We start from the raw sequence: 16,877 nt of genomic DNA, 5'->3' as shown, positions 1-16,877 counted from the left end.
GCACCTTGAAGGAACTCCACATCCATGAGCCCCGCCGAAGGCGACCGTGAACCCCAGCGCATCCTGATCGTCGACGACGAGCCGGCCGTGCGTGAAGCACTCCAGCGCAGCCTCGCCTTCGAGGGCTACGCCACCGAGGTGGCCGTGGACGGTGCGGACGCGCTGGAGAAGGCGACCGCGTACAAGCCGGACCTGGTGGTTCTGGACATCCAGATGCCGCGCATGGACGGCCTCACCGCCGCCCGCCGGATCCGGGGCGCGGGCGACACCACACCCATTCTGATGCTGACGGCCCGCGACACGGTCGGCGACCGTGTCACCGGCCTGGACGCCGGAGCCGACGACTACCTGGTCAAGCCGTTCGAGCTGGACGAGCTGTTCGCCCGTATCCGCGCCCTGCTGCGCCGCAGCTCCTACGCGGCGGCCGTGGCGGGCGCGGTCGAGGAGAACGACGCCCTCACCTTCGCCGACCTGCGCATGGACCTCGCCACCCGCGAGGTCACGCGCGGCGGGCGCCCGGTCGAGCTGACCCGTACCGAGTTCACGCTCCTGGAGATGTTCATGGCGCACCCGCGCCAGGTGCTGACCCGGGAGCAGATCCTGAAGGCGGTGTGGGGCTTCGACTTCGAGCCGTCCTCGAACTCGCTCGACGTCTACGTCATGTACCTGCGCCGCAAGACGGAGGCGGGCGGCGAGCCGCGCCTGGTGCACACCGTGCGCGGCGTGGGCTACGTCCTGCGGCAGGGCGGCGCCGAGTGATCAAGCGGTTCCGCTCCCTCCCGCTCCGCTCCCGGCTGGCCCTGCTGGTGGCGGCGGCGGTCGCGTTCGGGGTGGCGGCGGTGTCGGTCACCTGCTGGTTCATCGTGCAGGGCAAGCTGTACCAGCAGCTCAACAACCAGCTCAAATCCGCCAGCGGCCCGGTCAAGATGGTGGGCCTGACGAACGTCCTGAGCAACTGCACCACCTCCCCCTCTCCCCCGGACGACCGCGGCCCTCAGTCCGAGTACTACATGCAGGTGATCAACACGGACGGCAGGTCCTGTGTCTACCCGCTGTCCATGGGTCTCCTCCACGTCACCCACACCGACCTCGAGGTCGCCAGGAACCCGGCCCGGGACGAGGGCATCATCCACAACAGCACCGACAGCCGGGGCAATCCGGTGCGGGTGATCGCGGCGCCCCTGGTGAGCGACGGCCCCGGCGGCCCGCAACTGTTCTCCGACAGCGCCCTGCTCGTGGCGGTCCCCCTCAAGGAGACCCAGAAGACCCTCGGCGACCTGGCCCTGGTCCTGCTCGTCGTCTCCGGCATCGGTGTCGTGGGAGCCGGAGCCGTCGGTCTGGCCGTGGCCCGGGCGGGCCTGCGCCCCGTCGACAAGCTCACCGAGGCCGTCGAGCACGTCGCCCGCACCGAGGACCTGACCATCCGCATCCCGGTGGAGGAGGACAGCGAGGACGAGATCGCCCGGCTGTCCCGCTCCTTCAACTCGATGACGTCATCCCTGGCCAGCTCCCGGGAACTGCAACAGCAACTGATCGCGGACGCGGGTCACGAGCTGCGCACCCCGCTCACCTCGCTCCGCACCAACATCGAACTCATCACCCGCAGCGAGGAGACGGGCCGCCCGATCCCCCCGGAGGACCGCAAGGCGCTGCTCGCCTCGGTGAAGGCGCAGATGACGGAGCTGGCGTCACTGATCGGCGACCTCCAGGAGCTCTCACGCCCCACGAACGGCCAGCACGCCGGCAAGGCGCAGGTGGTGGCGTGGCAGGACGTCGTCGAGTCGGCGCTGCGCCGCGCCCGGCTGCGCGGCCCGGAACTGACGATCGCGGCGGACCTCCGGCCGTGGTACGTCCGCGCGGAGCCGTCCGCGCTGGAGCGGGCGGTGGTCAACGTCCTGGACAACGCGGTGAAGTTCAGCCCGGACAACGGCACGATCGAGGTCCGGCTCGCCGACGGGGTGCTGACCGTGCGCGACCACGGCCCGGGCATCGCGGCCGACGAACTCCCGCACGTCTTCGACCGCTTCTGGCGTTCCCCGAGCGCCCGCGCCCTGCCCGGATCGGGCCTCGGCCTGTCGATCGTCGCCCGCACGGTGGAGCAGGCGGGCGGTGAGGTGTCCCTGACTCCGGCGCAGGGCGGCGGCACCGTGGCGACGGTACGGCTGCCGGGGGCGCCGACTCCGCCGCCCGAGGATCTGCCGGCGGTCCCGTAGCGGCGGTCGGTGAAGGCCGTAGCGGCGGTCGGTGGAAGCCGCTCCCACGGCCCTGGACGCGCGTAGCCGGGAGGGGTGTTCGAGGTGGCCGACCGGGTTGCCCGCTACCTCCCCTTTCCCTCTCCCGCCCCGTACCCTCATACCCATGACCAGCGACGACACCGCCCGCCCGGCCACGACCCGCTCCCTCGAGACCGTCACCGCGCTGTCGCCCGAACAGGCCGACGCCGTGCTGGCGCTCCTCGCCGACGCGGCCCGGATCGACGGACAGCAGGCCGTGTCCGAGCAGGGGCGGCTTCAGTTGCGCGGGGGCGAGCGGGAAGGCGTGTCCCACCTTCTGCTGAAGGTCGACGGCACGCTCGTCGGGTACGCCCAGCTCGAGGACACCGACCCGGTGGAGGCACCGGCCGCCGAACTGGTCGTGCACCCCGCCCACCGGGGGCACGGGCACGGGCGGGCGCTGGGCTCCGCGCTGCTCGCCGCCTCCGGGAAGCGGCTGCGGGTGTGGGCGCACGGCGGCCACTCCGCGGCGCGGCACCTGGCGCAGGTGCTGGGCCTGACCCTGTTCCGCGAACTGCGCCAGCTCCGGCGTTCCTTGACGGACTTCGACCCGCCGGAGCCGACGCTGCCGGAGGGTGTCACGGTGCGCACGTTCGTGTCCGGGCAGGACGACGCGGCCTGGCTCGCCGTCAACTCGGAGGCGTTCGCCCACCACCCCGAACAGGGCTCCCTCACCCAGCGGGACCTCGACGACCGCAAGGCGGAGCCGTGGTTCGATCCGGACGGCTTCTTCCTCGCGGAACGCGAGGGCCAACTGGTGGGCTTCCACTGGACGAAGGTGCACGCGGAGGAGCGGCTGGGCGAGGTGTACGTCCTGGGTGTCCGCCCCGGCACCCAGGGCGGTGGCCTGGGCCGAGCCCTCACCACGATCGGCCTGCGCCACCTGGCGGGCCGGGGGCTGCCGACGGCGATGCTGTACGTCGACGCGGACAACAAGGCGGCGCTGTCGGTGTACGAGCGGCTGGGCTTCACGACGTACGAGACGGACCTGATGTACCGAACGGAGACGTGAGCCGGCGGCTTCCGGTCGGGGGCACGGGCCGGGGGCCGGGCGCGCCGGCGCCGAACAGAAGGTTTTCGCCCCCGCCGCCCCTACCCTTCCCGTCCCTGGGGGCTGCGCCCCCAGACCCCCCTGTCGGCCTTGCGGCCTCGTCCTCAAACGCCGGACGGGCTGGGTGATGCGGCCCGGCGCTGACACATCGACCCCTCCGGCGGTATTCAGCCGCTCCGGCGTTTGAGGAGCGGGGGCCCGGGGGCTGGCCGCCGGACGGGGTCCGGGGCGGAGCCCCAACGGGGTGCAGAGTCACCGCCGGGGTCCGGCGCGAAGCCCCCAGCGGGGGCAAGGGCGGAGCCCCAGCGAGGTGCAGGGACGCAGTCACCGCCGTGGTCCGGGGCGGAGCCCCAACCGGGTGCACGGAACGCAGCCCCCGCGGGGGTCTGGGGCGGAGCCCCCAGCGGGGCGCAGGGGACGCAGTCCCCGCCAGGTCTGAGGCGGAGCCTCCAGCGAGGGGGAGGGGCGGAGCCCCTGGCGGGGTGCAAGGGACGCAGCCCCCGCCAGGGTCCGGACGAAGCTCCAAGCAGGGGCAGGGGCGGAGCCCCTGGTGGGGTGCAGGGGACGCAGTCCCCGCCGGGGTCCGGGGCGGAGCCCCAAGCGGGGCTCTGGGGCGAAGCCCCCGCCGAGGTCCGGGGCGAAGCCCCAACCGGGGTGCAGAGGACGCAGCCCCCGCCGGGGTCCGGGGCGGAGCCCCTGGTGGGGTGCAGGGGACGCAGTCACCGCCGGGGTCCGGGGCGGAGCCCCAAGCGGGGGTCTGGGGCGAAGCCCCCGCCGAGGTCCGGGGCGAAGCCCCAAGCGGGGTGCAGAGGACGCAGCCCCCACCCGGGCTGGGGCGGAGCCCCAAGCGGGGTGCAGGGGCGGAGCCCCCGCCGGGGTTGAAGGGGCGGAGCCCCTGGAGGGTGGGACGGGTAGGGGCGGCGGGGGCGACGTTGCCGGGCCTCCCCCCGCTATCCCGCACGTCATGTCGCCGTAACCATTGATTCAGACGGGCTTGCGACGCTCGGTCAATGAACGCCGCCGTGCCAGAGCCCTCGCCGGCCCCGGGGAACGGGACCCGTGCGGACCGGGGTGCGCGCTTGTCGCCGCCCGGTTCTTCCGACGCGCCCGTCACCCGGTCGGCGCGGAAGAATGGGTTTATGAGCCAGCAGAACGCCCAGGCACCGGTCCACCCGTCCCCCGGCACCCCCCGTGAGGGAGAGCCCTCGGGTCGCGCGAACGTGCAGAATCAGCAGCCCTCCGTGGGTTCCATCGCCGCGCACCGCCCGCACACCGTGGCCCCGGCGGTATCGGGACTCGATCCCGACCTCGACGCCGACCTCGACGCCTACGAGGAGACCGAGGGCGCCCAGCTCCCCCAGGGCCGCTTCCTGGACCGCGAGCGCAGTTGGCTCCAGTTCAACGAGCGGGTCCTCGAGCTCGCCGAGGACCCGAACACGCCGCTCCTCGAGCGCGCCAAGTTCCTCGCGATCTTCGCCAGCAATCTGGACGAGTTCTTCATGGTCCGGGTCGCGGGCCTGAAGCGCCGTATCGCCACCGGGGTCGCCACCCGGTCCGCGTCGGGACTCCAGCCCCGCGAGGTGCTGGAGATGATCTGGGCCCGCTCCCGCGAGCTGATGGCCCGGCACGCCGCCGCCTTCCAGGAGGACGTCGCCCCCGCCCTCGCGGAGGAGGGCATCCACGTCGTCCGCTGGAACGAGCTGACCGACAAGGAGCAGGCGCGGCTCTTCACCCTGTTCCGGCACCAGATCTTCCCGGTCCTGACGCCCCTGGCCGTGGACCCCGCGCACCCCTTCCCGTACATCTCGGGCCTGTCCCTGAACCTCGCGGTCGTCGTGCGGAACCCGGTCTCCGGCCACCGCCACTTCGCCCGTGTCAAGGTGCCGCCGCTGCTGTCCCGCTTCCTGGAGGCCTCCCCGCAGCGCTACGTCCCCATAGAGGACGTCATCGCCGCGCACCTGGAGGAGCTGTTCCCGGGCATGGAGGTGCTGGAGCACCACACCTTCCGGATAACCCGGAACGAGGACCTCGAGGTCGAGGAGGACGACGCGGAGAACCTGCTCCAGGCGCTGGAGAAGGAGCTCATGCGGCGCCGCTTCGGGCCACCGGTGCGCTTGGAGGTCGAGGAGTCCATCGACCGCTACGTCCTCGACCTGCTGGTGCGCGAGCTGAAGATCTCCGAGGCCGAGGTGTACCCGCTGCCCGGCCCCCTGGACCTCACCGGTCTCTTCGCCATCGCCGGCCTCGACCGGCCCGAGCTGAAGTACCCGAAGTTCGTCGCCGGCACCCACCGCGACCTCGCGGAGGTGGAGTCGGCGTCCGCGCCGGACATCTTCGCCGCGCTGCGCGAACGGGACGTCCTGCTGCACCACCCGTACGACAGCTTCTCCACGTCCGTGCAGGCGTTCCTGGAGCAGGCGGCCGCCGACCCGGACGTCCTCGCGATCAAGCAGACGCTGTACCGCACCTCGGAGACCTCGCCGATCGTCGACGCGCTGATCGACGCCGCCGAGTCCGGCAAGCAGGTCCTGGTGCTGGTCGAGATCAAGGCCCGCTTCGACGAGCAGGCCAACATCAAGTGGGCCCGCAAGCTGGAGGAGGCGGGCTGCCACGTCGTCTACGGCCTCGTCGGGCTGAAGACGCACTGCAAGCTGTCGCTCGTGGTGCGCCAGGAGGGCGAAACGCTTCGCCGCTACAGCCACGTCGGCACGGGCAACTACCACCCGAAGACCGCACGCCTGTACGAGGACCTGGGGCTGCTGACCGCCGACCCGCAGGTCGGCGCGGACCTGTCCGACCTGTTCAACCGGCTGTCGGGCTACTCCCGCCGGGAGATCTACCGCCGCCTGCTGGTCGCCCCCAAGTCCCTGCGCGACGGCCTGGTCTCCCGCGTCAACAAGGAGATCCAGCACCACCGGGCCGGCCGGCCCGCGTCCGTCCGCATCAAGGTCAACTCGATGGTGGACGAGGCGGTCATCGACGCCCTCTACCGGGCCTCCCAGGCGGGCGTCCCGGTCGACGTGTGGGTGCGCGGCATCTGCGCGCTGCGCCCGGGCGTGGCCGGCCTGTCCGAGAACATCCGCGTACGGTCCATCCTCGGCCGCTTCCTGGAGCACTCCCGCGTCTTCGCCTTCGGCAACGGCGGCGAGCCGGAGGTGTGGATAGGCAGCGCCGACATGATGCACCGCAACCTCGACCGCCGTATCGAAGCACTCGTCAGGGTCACCGACCCGGCGCACCGGGCGGCGCTGAACCGGCTCCTGGAGACCGGTATGTCCGACACCACCTCGTCCTGGCACCTGGGCCCGGACGGCGAGTGGATCCGGCACGCCTTCGACGCCGACGGCCAGCCCCTGCCGAACATCCAGGAGATGCTCATAGACGCCCGGAGGCGCCGGCGTGGCACAGCAACACCTTGATCCCCCCACCGACCCCGCGGCCGGCCCGATGACCGGGCCAGTGTCCGCGGACGCCCTGGCGGAGTATCTGCGGGCCCAGGCCACGGAGTTCCTCCGCTCGCTGCGGCAGCACCGGGAGGCCGGTGCGCCGGGGGGCGGTGCGGAGGAGTCCGGCGACGCGGCGCTCGCCCTGCGCCGCTCGGCCCGGCGCATCAGCGGCACGCTGCACACGTTCCGCGCCCTGCTCGACGCCGAGTGGTCCGAGGCGATGCGGCCGGAGCTGGCCTGGCTGTCGGGCACGCTGGCACGCGAGCACGCGTACGCGGCCCGGCTGGACCGGCTGCTGCTCGCCCTGCACCGGCTGTCGGGATCCTCGGCCTTCCCCGCGCAGGCGACCGGCGCTGCGGAGAGCGCCGGGCCGCGCGAGCGGGCCGGGGTGCCGGAGCGCGGCAACCTGACCGTGGGCGCCGCGAAGGCGGGCGCCCTGCTGGAGCGGCAGCTCACCCTGGCCCGCACCCGCGCCCACTCGGCGGCCCTGCAGGCGCTCGGCTCCAGCCGGTTCCACGCGGTCGCGGACAGCGTCGCCGTCCTCGCCAGCGAGGTCCCGCTCACCCCGGCCGCACACGCCGCCGACCTGTGCCCGCTGGCCGCCGCGGCCGAGGAGCGGCTGACCGACGCGGTGGCCGCGCTGCCGCTGGTCACCGCCGGCCACCCGTACAACGCGGAGGCCCTGGTCCACGGCCTGTCCCCGGACCCGGCCCCGCACCCGCAGGACGGCCCCTGGCACCAGGTCCGGCTGCTGCTGCGGCTCCACCGCTACGCCTGTGAGGTGCTCCGCGGCGAGCAGGCGGTCGTCGACGTACGGCTGCTCGCGGCGGGGCAGGCCCTCAACCGGCACCGGGACGCCTCGGAGGCGGCGGCAGCGGCGGCAGCCGCGGCCCGCACCCCGCGCATCGCCCCGGCGACGGCGTACGCCCTGGGCGTGCTGCACGCAGACCAGCGCCACGAGGTGGAGGCGGCCCGCTTCGCCTTCCAGCAGTCCTGGCAGAAACAGGCAGTGGGCACTCCGTAGGCGCCGTGGAGACGACAGGGCTCGCGGGGGGCACGCACCGACAGCGTGAGAGAGGAGCCTGAGCACCCGATGACCGACGACACCATCCGCGCGGCGGGCTGCGTCCTGTGGCGCCGCTCGCCCGTCGACGGCGCCCTGGAGATCTGTCTGGTCCACCGGCCCAAGTACGACGACTGGTCCCATCCCAAGGGCAAGTTGAAGCGCGGCGAGGATCCGCTCACGGGGGCGCTGCGGGAGGTACTGGAGGAGACCGGGTACACCGCCGTGGCCGGCGCGCCCCTGCCCACCGCCCACTATCTGGCGAACGGCCGCCCCAAGCAGGTCCGCTACTGGGCGGCGGAGGCCAGGGACGGCTCCTTCACCCCGAACCGCGAGGTCGACCGGGTCCTGTGGCTGCCCCCCGCCGCGGCACGCCACCGCCTGACCCAGCCCCGGGACCGGGACCTGATCGACGCGCTGCTCGGCTCGCTGCACCGGGCATGAGCGGAAGGACCGCCCCCGGCATCCGGGACGGACCTCCCGGTCACGGCCCACCGGTCATCGCCGCGTACGACCGCCACCCCGTGGCCGGCGGGGCGCGTTGTCCCGCCCTCGGTCCCCTCGCTTCTCCCCAGCCCTCGCCATGGAGCCCCGCCCAAGGGGGCGTTGAGCAAGTTGTGGCCAACGAGGGACTGCGGAAGGCTTACGACCGGTCAAACACGAACGCGGCCGGTCGGTCCCCCCGAGTCGGGAACATTCGGGTGGAGAAGCCGGGATCGCCCTGTGTCCTCAACGTAAGCGTTCCGTGACCTAACCACACCGTCCGCAGGGGTTCACCCCTCGTTCACTTTCGGCCATAGGCGCCTTCACCTGATCTGCCTAATTTCGGCCTTACCCGGTGGCGGGCGCGCCCTCGCATGCGCCCCACACCGCCACACCTCGCACGCCGCCGATCAGGACGGCGGCTCCTGGAAGGAACTCCCGAAAGTGAAGCTTCAGCGCATGAACCGGCGGGCCCTCACCCTCGGTGCTCTCGCCGTCTCCGGCGCCCTGGCCCTCACGGCGTGCGGCTCCGACGACACGGGCTCCAAGAGCAGCAGCGGCGGCAGCAGCGCCTCCGCGGGCGCGTCGAACGCCGGCTCCATCAAGTGCGACAACGCCAAGGGCCAGCTGCTCGCCGACGGCTCCTCCGCGCAGAAGAACGCGATCGACGCGTGGACGGCCCAGTTCAGCCAGGCCTGCCCGGGCGTGCAGATCAACTACAAGGGCAGCGGTTCCGGTGCCGGTGTCACCGCCTTCACCCAGGGGCAGCTGGCCTTCGCCGGTTCCGACTCCGCGCTGAAGCCCGAGGAGATCCAGACCTCCAAGAAGGTCTGCACCGGCGGCGGCCAGGGCATCGACCTCCCGATGGTCGGCGGCCCGATCGCGGTCGGCTACAACCTGCCGGGCGTGGACAACCTGGTCCTGGACGCCACCACGCTGGCCAAGATCTTCAACAGCGACATCAAGACCTGGGACGACCCGGCGATCAAGAAGCTGAACCCGAACGCCAAGCTGCCGTCCACCAAGATCTCGGCGTTCCACCGTTCGGACGAGTCCGGCACCACGGACAACTTCACCAAGTACCTCAAGGCCGCGGCCCCCGCCGTCTGGGGCAAGTACTCCGGCGGCAAGGCCTGGCAGGCCCCGGGCGGCCAGTCCGCCCCGCAGTCCGCGGGTGTGGCCCAGCAGGTGAAGCAGACCGCCGGCGCCATCGGCTACTTCGAGCTGTCCTACGCCAAGGACATGAGCACGGTCGCCATCGACACGGGCGCCTCCTCCCCGGTCAAGCCGTCCACCGACGCCGCCAGCAAGGCCATCGCGGACGCCAAGGTCGCCGGCGTGGGCAAGGACCTGGCCCTGAAGCTGAACTACAACACCAAGGCCGACGGCGCCTACCCGATGGTCCTGGTCACCTACGAGATCGTCTGCGACAAGGGCAACAAGGCGGACACCCTGCCCGCCACCAAGGCCTTCCTGCGCTACATCGCCAGCACGGACGGCCAGTCGATCCTCACCCAGAACAGCTACGCGCCGATCCCCGACGCGATCATCTCCAAGGTCCGCACCACCATCGAGGGCCTGAGCTGACCTGAGTGTGCGGTCCGGTCCCGGAGCGGGACCGGACCGCACCGTCCGGTGCACCGCCGCCTGGAGTCCCGCCACGAGCAGGACTCCGCAGACCGGAGATCCCGATGGACATATCAACGAAGAGCACCCAAGCCCCTCCCCCCGCACCCAAGCCGTCCGTGGCCGACCAGAAGCGTGCGGCCCGCGGAGCCACCCGGCCCGGAGACCGGATCTTCCTCGGTCTTTCCCGTGGGTCGGGCGTCCTGCTGCTGGTGCTCATGGCCGCGATCGCGGTCTTCCTCACCTACCGTGCGTACCTGGCCGTCAGCAAGGACCACGGCAACTTCCTGACCACCTTCGAGTGGAACACCAGCCTGATCCCGCCGAGCTTCGGCATCGCCGTCCTGGCGTTCGGCACGGTCGTGTCCTCGATCATCGCCATGGTCATCGCGGTCCCGATCGCGGTCGCCATCGCGCTCTTCCTCACCCACTACGCGCCGCGCCGGCTGTCCGGCCCCATCGCGTTCGTGATCGACCTGCTCGCCGCCGTGCCGTCCATCGTCTACGGCCTGTGGGGCGCGCTGATCCTCGTACCGCACCTGACCGGCCTCTTCTCGTGGCTGAACGACTACTTCGGCTGGACCGGCATCCTGTCCTGGGACGGCGGCCCGCCGCGCTCACTGCTCACCGTGGGCATCCTGCTCGCGATCATGATCCTGCCGATCATCACCAACGTGAGCCGTGAGGTCTTCCGCCAGGTCCCGCGCATGCACGAGGAGGCGGCGCTCGCCCTCGGCGCCACGCGCTGGGAGGTCATCCGCATGGCGGTGCTGCCCTTCGGCCGCTCCGGTGTGATCTCGGCCTCGATGCTCGGCCTCGGCCGCGCGCTGGGCGAGACGATGGCCGTCGCCACCGTGCTCTCCCCGGACTTCCTGATCCACGGCAGCCTGCTCAACCCGGGCGGCGGCACCTTCGCCCAGAACATCGCCAGCAAGTTCAACGAGGCGACGGAGTACGGCCGTGACGCGCTGATCGCCTCCGGTCTGGTCCTGTTCGTCATCACCCTGCTGGTCAACGGCGCGGCCCGCGCGATCATCGCCCGCCGCAAGGAATACTCGGGGGCCAACGCATGAGCACCGCAGCCGTCGCCGACAAGCGCCCCAGCACGCTGCGCGGCGCCAGCCTCCCCAAGTGGTCCCCGTGGGCCATCGCCGCCGGTTCGATCGCCGTCGCGTGCGGCATCGGCGCCGCCGCCGGCCTCACCAGCCACATCCAGTGGGGCCTGATCGCCGCGATCCTCTTCCTGCTCGGCACCTACGCCGTCGCCGCGCGCGTCGAGGGCCGTCGGCAGGCCAAGGACCGGATCGCGACCTCGCTGGTGTGGGTCGCCTTCCTGCTCGCCGTGGTGCCGCTGGTCTCCCTGGTGTGGACGACCCTCTCGCGCGGAGTGAAGGTCCTCGACATCTACTTCCTGACCCACTCGATGGGCGTCGTCCCCGACTCCCAGCCCGGCGGTGGCATCTACCACGCCATCCTCGGCAGCCTCGAGCAGGTCGGTCTCGCCACCGTCATCGGCGCGCCGATCGGCGTGCTCACCGCGATCTACCTGGTGGAGTACGGACGCGGCAGGCTCGCCAAGTCCGTGACCTTCTTCGTCGACGTGATGACCGGCATCCCGTCGATCGTCGCCGGTCTGTTCATCCTCAGCCTGATGCTGATCTTCGACATGGAGCCCTTCGGCTTCGCCGGTTCCCTCGCCCTGGCCATCCTGATGATGCCGGTCGTGGTCCGCTCCACGGAGGAGATGCTCAAGCTGGTCCCGAACGAGCTGCGCGAGGCGTCCCTCGCGCTCGGCGTACCGAAGTGGCGCACCATCCTGAAGGTGGTCCTGCCCACCTCCATCGGCGGCATCACCACCGGCATCATGCTGTCGGTCGCCCGTATCGCCGGTGAGACCGCGCCGGTCCTGCTGCTGGTGTTCGGCAACCGCTTCATCAACGCCAACCCGTTCGAGGGTGCCCAGCAGTCGCTGCCGCTGTACATCTACCAGCAGTACGCGAACAGTGCCGGCGCCAACGCGGCGTACGACCGTGCCTGGGCGGCGTCGCTGACGCTGATCGCCTTCGTGATGATCCTCAACCTGGTGGCCCGCGGCATCGCCCGCTGGAAGGCCCCCAAGACCGGTCGCTGAGGCGACTACCCCGGCTCCGCCGAGCGGGGCCACACAGCGACCGATCGAGACTTTCTGGAAGTGAAGTAGTCATGGCCAAGCGAATCGACGTAAGCGGGCTCACCGCCTACTACGGATCCCACAAGGCGATCGAGGACATCTCGATGTCGATCGATCCGCGCTCGGTGACGGCGTTCATCGGCCCCTCCGGCTGCGGCAAGTCGACGTTCCTGCGCACGCTCAACCGGATGCACGAGGTGACGCCGGGCGGGCGGGTCGAGGGCAAGGTGCTGCTCGACGACGAGGACCTGTACGGCGCCGGGATCGACCCGGTCTCCGTCCGCCGTGAGGTGGGCATGGTCTTCCAGCGCCCGAACCCCTTCCCCACGATGTCGATCTTCGACAACGTGGCGGCGGGCCTGCGGCTGAACGGCAACTACAAGAAGAGCGAGCTGGCGGACATCGTCGAGAAGTCGCTCAAGGGCGCCAACCTCTGGAACGAGGTGAAGGACCGCCTGAACAAGCCGGGCTCCGGCCTGTCCGGCGGTCAGCAGCAGCGTCTGTGCATCGCGCGGGCGATAGCCGTGGAGCCGAAGGTGCTCCTGATGGACGAGCCCTGCTCCGCCCTCGACCCGATCTCCACCCTCGCCATCGAGGACCTGATCGGGGAGCTGAAGGAGCGCTTCACGATCGTCATCGTGACGCACAACATGCAGCAGGCGGCCCGCGTCTCCGACCGCACCGCGTTCTTCAACCTGGCGGCCGTGGGCCAGCCGGGCAGGCTGATCGAGATCGACGAGACGGAGCGGATCTTCTCCAACCCGTCGGTCCAGGCGACCGAGGACTACATCTCGGGTCGCTTCGGCTGATCCGGCGGTCCGTCCGAGAACCCCTCGCGGTGCTGCATGGCGGTGCCACCGCGAGGACGAAGAGGGCCCGCCCCCGGCTCCCGGGGGCGGGCCCGCTCGCGTCCGGGCCGCTACTCGGCCACTTCCGTACGCTCCCACCACCGGTAGACGGTGACGCTCTGCTCCTCGACGTCCTCATGGCGCGTGGTGACCTTGTAGTGCTCGTAGCCACCACGGTGCGGGATCTTGAGCTCCTGGCCAGGGGGGACAACCGGCACGACCTTCCCCGCCAGCTCCTCGGGCCCACCTTCAAGAAGTGCCTTGCTACCCATATCTCCAGTTTTGCCACCCTGCCGACGACCGCATCTCGAACCACGGGCCGGGCCGGTGACACCGGAGTCCGCGTCCCTACAGGAACGCCAGGTTGATCAGCCCGAAGGCCAGCGCCGCGACCAGCGCCGCCGCCGGCATCGTGATGAACCAGCCCAGGACGATGTTCTTCGCCACGCCCCAGCGCACCGCGTTCACCCGCTTCGTCGCGCCCACACCCATGATCGCCGAGGTGATCACGTGCGTCGTGGAGATCGGCGCCTTGAACAGGAACGCCGTCGCGAACATGATCGACGCCCCCGTGGTCTCCGCCGCGAAGCCCTGCGGCGGGTCCAGTTCGATGATCTTCCGGCCCAGGGTGCGCATGATGCGCCAGCCGCCCGCGTACGTGCCCAGCGACAGCATCGCCGCGGAGACGAGCTTCACCCACACCGGGATCGGGTCCCCGTAGTTCTCGACGTCCGCGATGACCAGCGCCATCACCACGACGCCCATCGTCTTCTGCGCGTCCTGCAGACCGTGGCCGAGGGCCATGCCGGCCGCCGAGACCGTCTGCGCTATCCGGAAACCGCGCTTCGCCTTGTGCGGGTTGGACCGGCGGAAGATCCACATGATGACGGTCATCACGACGTAGCCGACGATCAGGCCCACCACCGGCGACAGGAACATCGGGGTGATGATCTTGTCCACGACCCCGGACCAGTGCACCGCCGTACCGCCCGCGAGGGCCGCGCCCACCAGTCCACCGAACAGCGCGTGCGACGAGGACGACGGCAGGCCGTAGTACCAGGTGATCAGGTTCCAGACGATGGCGCCGAGGAGCGCCGCGAAGAGGATTCCCATCCCCTTGCCGCCCTGGGGCGTCTGGATCAGCCCCTCGCTCACCGTCTTCGCCACGCCGCTGCCCAGGAAGGCGCCGGCGAGGTTCATCACCGCCGCCATCGCCAGAGCGGCGCGCGGGGTCAGCGCCCGCGTCGACACGGATGTCGCGATGGCGTTCGCGGAGTCGTGGAAGCCGTTGGTGTACGCGAAGAGGAGTGCGACCAGGATGGTCAGGATCAGAGCGAAGGTGTCCATGGACGCCTCAGGACTCCTTGACCGCGATGGTCTCCACGGTGTTGGCCACGTGCTCGAACGCGTCCGCGGCCTCCTCCAGCACGTCCACGATCTGCTTGAGCTTCAGGACCTCTATCGCGTCGTACTTGCCGTTGAAGAGATGGGCCAGCAGCTTGCGGTGGATCTGGTCCGCCTGGTTCTCCAGCCGGTTGACCTCGATCCAGTACTCCGTGAGGTTCTCCATGGTGCGGAGGTTCGGCATCGCCTCGGCCGTCAGCTCCGCCGCCCGCGCCAGCACCTCGATCTGCTGCTCGACGCCCTTCGGCAGTTCCTCGACGTTGTAGAGGACGACCAGGTCGACGGCCTCCTCCATGAAGTCCATGATGTCGTCGAGGGACGAGGCGAGGGAGTAGATGTCCTCACGGTCGAACGGCGTGATGAACGAGGAGTTCAACTGGTGGAAGATCGCGTGCGTGGCGTCGTCACCGGCGTGTTCCGCGGCCCGCATACGCTCTGCGATCTCGGCCCGGGCGGAGGCGTCCGCCCCGAGCAGTTCCATCAGGAGTTTCGAGCCCGTGACGATGTTGTCCGCGGATGCGGCGAACATGTCGTAGAAGCTCGTCTCCCTGGGGGTCAGACGAAAGCGCACGTGGGGTCCTCAGGATGCTTCGGTTTCGGTCAGGCTGATGCTAAGCGCATCATCCGGCCACGGCTAAGGGGCCGTCCTCCAGTGTCACCCATCGGACAGTGTGGTCGTCACGGGGGCGCCGTGGAGGTGGCCGGGCAGTGACCAAGAGCCGTATACCCAGCAAAGTTCGTTATCATATACCCGTAGGGGGTATATGTCCGCATCGGGGTACCAGGAGGACGCGATGACGACGACCGAAACCGGCGGCGCGACGGCGCCCTCCGAGGGCGCCGAGGCCGTGGTGACCGATCACGACCGCGGCATCCACGGCTACCACAAGCAGAAGGACGAGCACCTCAAGCGGCTGCGCCGCATCGAGGGCCAGATCCGCGGCCTGCAGCGCATGGTCGACGAGGACGTGTACTGCATCGACATACTCACGCAGGTCTCGGCCTCCACGAAGGCCCTGCAGTCCTTCGCGCTCCAACTGCTCGAGGAGCACCTGCGCCACTGCGTCGCGGACGCCGCACTCAAGGGCGGCGCGGAGATCGACGCGAAGGTGGAGGAGGCGACGAAGGCGATCGGCCGCCTGCTACGGACCTGACGATCCGGAATTCCGGCAAACAAACGGACATTTCACCCAGGCATCCCGAAATGGGACCTCGAGGTCTCCTGGGCCGGGGTGGCTCACTCGCCGGAGGCGTCCCGTTCCCGGGCCACCTTCAGCACCTCGTCGATGCTTTCCAGACTCAGCCGGTCCTCGTGCGCGGCCGAGGCCGCGATGATCAGGTCACCGCACAGCTCGATCTCGGCGAGGGCCACGTGGTCCTGAACTGCCGTACCGCCGACCGGAGCCACGTGCATCACCTCTTTCTGCCGTCACCGGCTTCCTAGCGTAGGGAGCGGCCGGGGGGTGCGCATGGCACGGACGGACCATTTCCGGCCCCCTCAACCGCGCCACTTCCGGCCGCTCGCCCCCGCCACGTCCGGCCACACTCCCGCGCCACGTCCGGCCACACGCCCGCGCCACGTCCGGCCACGCGCATGCACGTCACTGCTCGGCGATCTTCCCGGCGAAGATGTCCCCCGGCGCCGGCAGCCGTACCTCGGCCGGGGCCCCGAAGTCGTACAGCACCGTCGTCGAGGCCACCGCCACCGGTGTCTTCTGCCGCCCGCCCACGAAGCTGAACCGGTGGCGCACCTCGCGGACGCGCCCCTGGTCGTCGAGGTAGGCGTCGAACGGGACCTCGGCCGTGGCGAACCCTTTCGCCGCCGCCTGAAGTGCCTTCCTGTTCCCGGAGGACGCGTCGCGGGCCGCGAGCCCGATGTCGGCGACCCCGCTGTAGTGCCGCACCGGGGTCCCGTCCATCTCGGTGCTGCCGACGTACACCGCCTTCCGCACCCCGCGCAGCAGCTCGGCGGCCGCGTACGGGTCGGTGGCGCCGCCGGTGACCAGGTTGCCGTCGGAGAGGGTGGTCGTGTCGACCCGCACCCACTTGTCGGCGGGCACCCCCGCGCCCCGGTTCTTCATGAACAGGGCGCCCGGCGCGAGCAGTTCCGTGATGGGGCGGTGCTCCTCGGCACCGGCCGGGTCCTGAGGGAGCGTCACGGTCAGCCGGCCGAGCCGGTCCCGGTAGTCGTAGACGCCCTCGCCGCGGATGGTGACCCGGGTGCCGCCGGTCGCCATCTCCATCGACGTACGGGCCTTGGAGCTGCCGGCGCGCACGAGGGCGGCGGCCGCCTGGTGCAGCGCCTGGACGGCTCCGGCGCCGGAGCGCGCGTCCTCCGCGGCGGCCCCGCCGCCGGCACAGCCGGTGAGCGAGGGGGAGCAGACCAGGAGCCCCACCGCCGCGACGACCGCCGCACCGACCCGACCGCGCTGCCGCACCATCATCGTCCGCCTACCCCCAGTCGGTCCGTCCCGGTGCCCTCCTGTCGTTCCGGTTAACGACGGGTAGGGAGA

Annotated in this window: 16 protein-coding genes; 11 read left to right on the top strand and 5 right to left on the bottom strand. The window is 70.9% G+C overall.

All coding sequences use genetic code 11. The annotated features are described in order from the left end of the window. The first annotated feature begins 24 nt into the window (after positions 1-24). The 10 genes from ACZ4SW_RS23155 (at position 25) to pstB (ending at position 12,921) form a co-directional block, all read left to right on the top strand. Positions 25-759 (top strand): response regulator transcription factor, encoded by a 735-nt coding sequence (locus ACZ4SW_RS23155; RefSeq protein ID WP_468247954.1) that lies wholly within the window; start codon positions 25-27, stop codon positions 757-759. Continuing rightward, the gene (locus tag ACZ4SW_RS23150; RefSeq protein WP_468247947.1) at positions 756-2,213 is read left to right on the top strand and encodes a sensor histidine kinase; all 1,458 of its coding nucleotides are present in this window, start codon (positions 756-758) and stop codon (positions 2,211-2,213) included. Before ACZ4SW_RS23155 ends, ACZ4SW_RS23150 begins: the two co-directional genes overlap by 4 nt. A 145-nt stretch (positions 2,214-2,358) precedes the next feature. Further along, the gene (gene mshD, locus ACZ4SW_RS23145; protein WP_468247941.1) at positions 2,359-3,285 is read left to right on the top strand and encodes a mycothiol synthase; all 927 of its coding nucleotides are present in this window, start codon (positions 2,359-2,361) and stop codon (positions 3,283-3,285) included. Positions 3,286-4,334: 1,049 nt separating this feature from the next. Then, complete coding sequence (locus tag ACZ4SW_RS23140) at positions 4,335-6,743, top strand: RNA degradosome polyphosphate kinase (RefSeq protein WP_468247934.1); 2,409 nt, start codon at positions 4,335-4,337, stop codon at positions 6,741-6,743. Beyond that, a complete protein-coding gene (locus tag ACZ4SW_RS23135; protein WP_468247928.1) occupies positions 6,724-7,794 on the top strand; it encodes a CHAD domain-containing protein in 1,071 nt (356 codons plus the stop codon). Before ACZ4SW_RS23140 ends, ACZ4SW_RS23135 begins: the two co-directional genes overlap by 20 nt. Before the next feature lie 69 nt (positions 7,795-7,863). Next, a complete protein-coding gene (locus ACZ4SW_RS23130) occupies positions 7,864-8,277 on the top strand; it encodes an NUDIX hydrolase (protein ID WP_468247921.1) in 414 nt (137 codons plus the stop codon). Between the two features lie 483 nt (positions 8,278-8,760). Next, positions 8,761-9,903, top strand: coding sequence for a phosphate ABC transporter substrate-binding protein PstS (gene pstS / locus ACZ4SW_RS23125; RefSeq protein WP_468247916.1), 1,143 nt, complete (start codon positions 8,761-8,763; stop codon positions 9,901-9,903). Positions 9,904-10,007: 104 nt separating this feature from the next. Next, positions 10,008-11,015, top strand: a complete 1,008-nt coding sequence (gene pstC / locus ACZ4SW_RS23120; protein WP_468247909.1) for a phosphate ABC transporter permease subunit PstC — start codon at positions 10,008-10,010, stop codon at positions 11,013-11,015. Beyond that, positions 11,012-12,073: a phosphate ABC transporter permease PstA gene (pstA, locus tag ACZ4SW_RS23115; RefSeq protein WP_468247901.1), complete on the top strand. Its 1,062-nt coding sequence runs from the start codon at positions 11,012-11,014 to the stop codon at positions 12,071-12,073. Before pstC ends, pstA begins: the two co-directional genes overlap by 4 nt. Positions 12,074-12,144: 71 nt before the next feature. Then, positions 12,145-12,921 carry a phosphate ABC transporter ATP-binding protein PstB gene (gene pstB / locus ACZ4SW_RS23110; RefSeq protein ID WP_468247894.1) on the top strand — a complete coding sequence of 259 codons (777 nt, stop codon included), beginning with the start codon at positions 12,145-12,147 and terminating at the stop codon, positions 12,919-12,921. A gap of 110 nt (positions 12,922-13,031) precedes the next feature. On the opposite strand, the gene ACZ4SW_RS23105 is transcribed toward pstB, so the two are convergent. The 3 genes from ACZ4SW_RS23105 to ACZ4SW_RS23095 all read right to left on the bottom strand — a co-directional run bounded on the left by ACZ4SW_RS23105 (position 13,032) and on the right by ACZ4SW_RS23095 (position 14,935). Beyond that, positions 13,032-13,232, bottom strand: a complete 201-nt coding sequence (locus tag ACZ4SW_RS23105) for a DUF5988 family protein (RefSeq protein ID WP_468247887.1) — start codon at positions 13,230-13,232, stop codon at positions 13,032-13,034. Between the two features lie 76 nt (positions 13,233-13,308). Further along, a complete protein-coding gene (locus ACZ4SW_RS23100) occupies positions 13,309-14,307 on the bottom strand; it encodes an inorganic phosphate transporter (RefSeq protein WP_468247881.1) in 999 nt (332 codons plus the stop codon). A 7-nt stretch (positions 14,308-14,314) separates the two neighbouring features. Next, a complete protein-coding gene (locus ACZ4SW_RS23095; protein WP_055490603.1) occupies positions 14,315-14,935 on the bottom strand; it encodes a DUF47 domain-containing protein in 621 nt (206 codons plus the stop codon). A 223-nt stretch (positions 14,936-15,158) separates the two neighbouring features. Between ACZ4SW_RS23095 and ACZ4SW_RS23090 the strand changes: the two genes are divergently transcribed. Beyond that, positions 15,159-15,518, top strand: coding sequence for a metal-sensitive transcriptional regulator (locus tag ACZ4SW_RS23090; RefSeq protein ID WP_468247875.1), 360 nt, complete (start codon positions 15,159-15,161; stop codon positions 15,516-15,518). 83 nt (positions 15,519-15,601) lie between these two features. Here the strand turns inward: ACZ4SW_RS23090 and ACZ4SW_RS23085 are convergent, their stop codons facing one another. Both ACZ4SW_RS23085 and ACZ4SW_RS23080 read right to left on the bottom strand, forming a co-directional pair. Further along, a complete protein-coding gene (locus tag ACZ4SW_RS23085; protein ID WP_450821596.1) occupies positions 15,602-15,778 on the bottom strand; it encodes a hypothetical protein in 177 nt (58 codons plus the stop codon). Positions 15,779-15,965: 187 nt separating this feature from the next. Further along, complete coding sequence (locus ACZ4SW_RS23080) at positions 15,966-16,805, bottom strand: SCO4651 family lipoprotein (protein ID WP_468248884.1); 840 nt, start codon at positions 16,803-16,805, stop codon at positions 15,966-15,968. Positions 16,806-16,877 lie beyond the last annotated feature (72 nt).

Source organism: Streptomyces sp. NPDC028331 (genome assembly GCF_055565775.1).
Note: the sequence above shows the minus strand (reverse complement) of the source record. Positions and strands in the feature narration are given on the sequence as shown.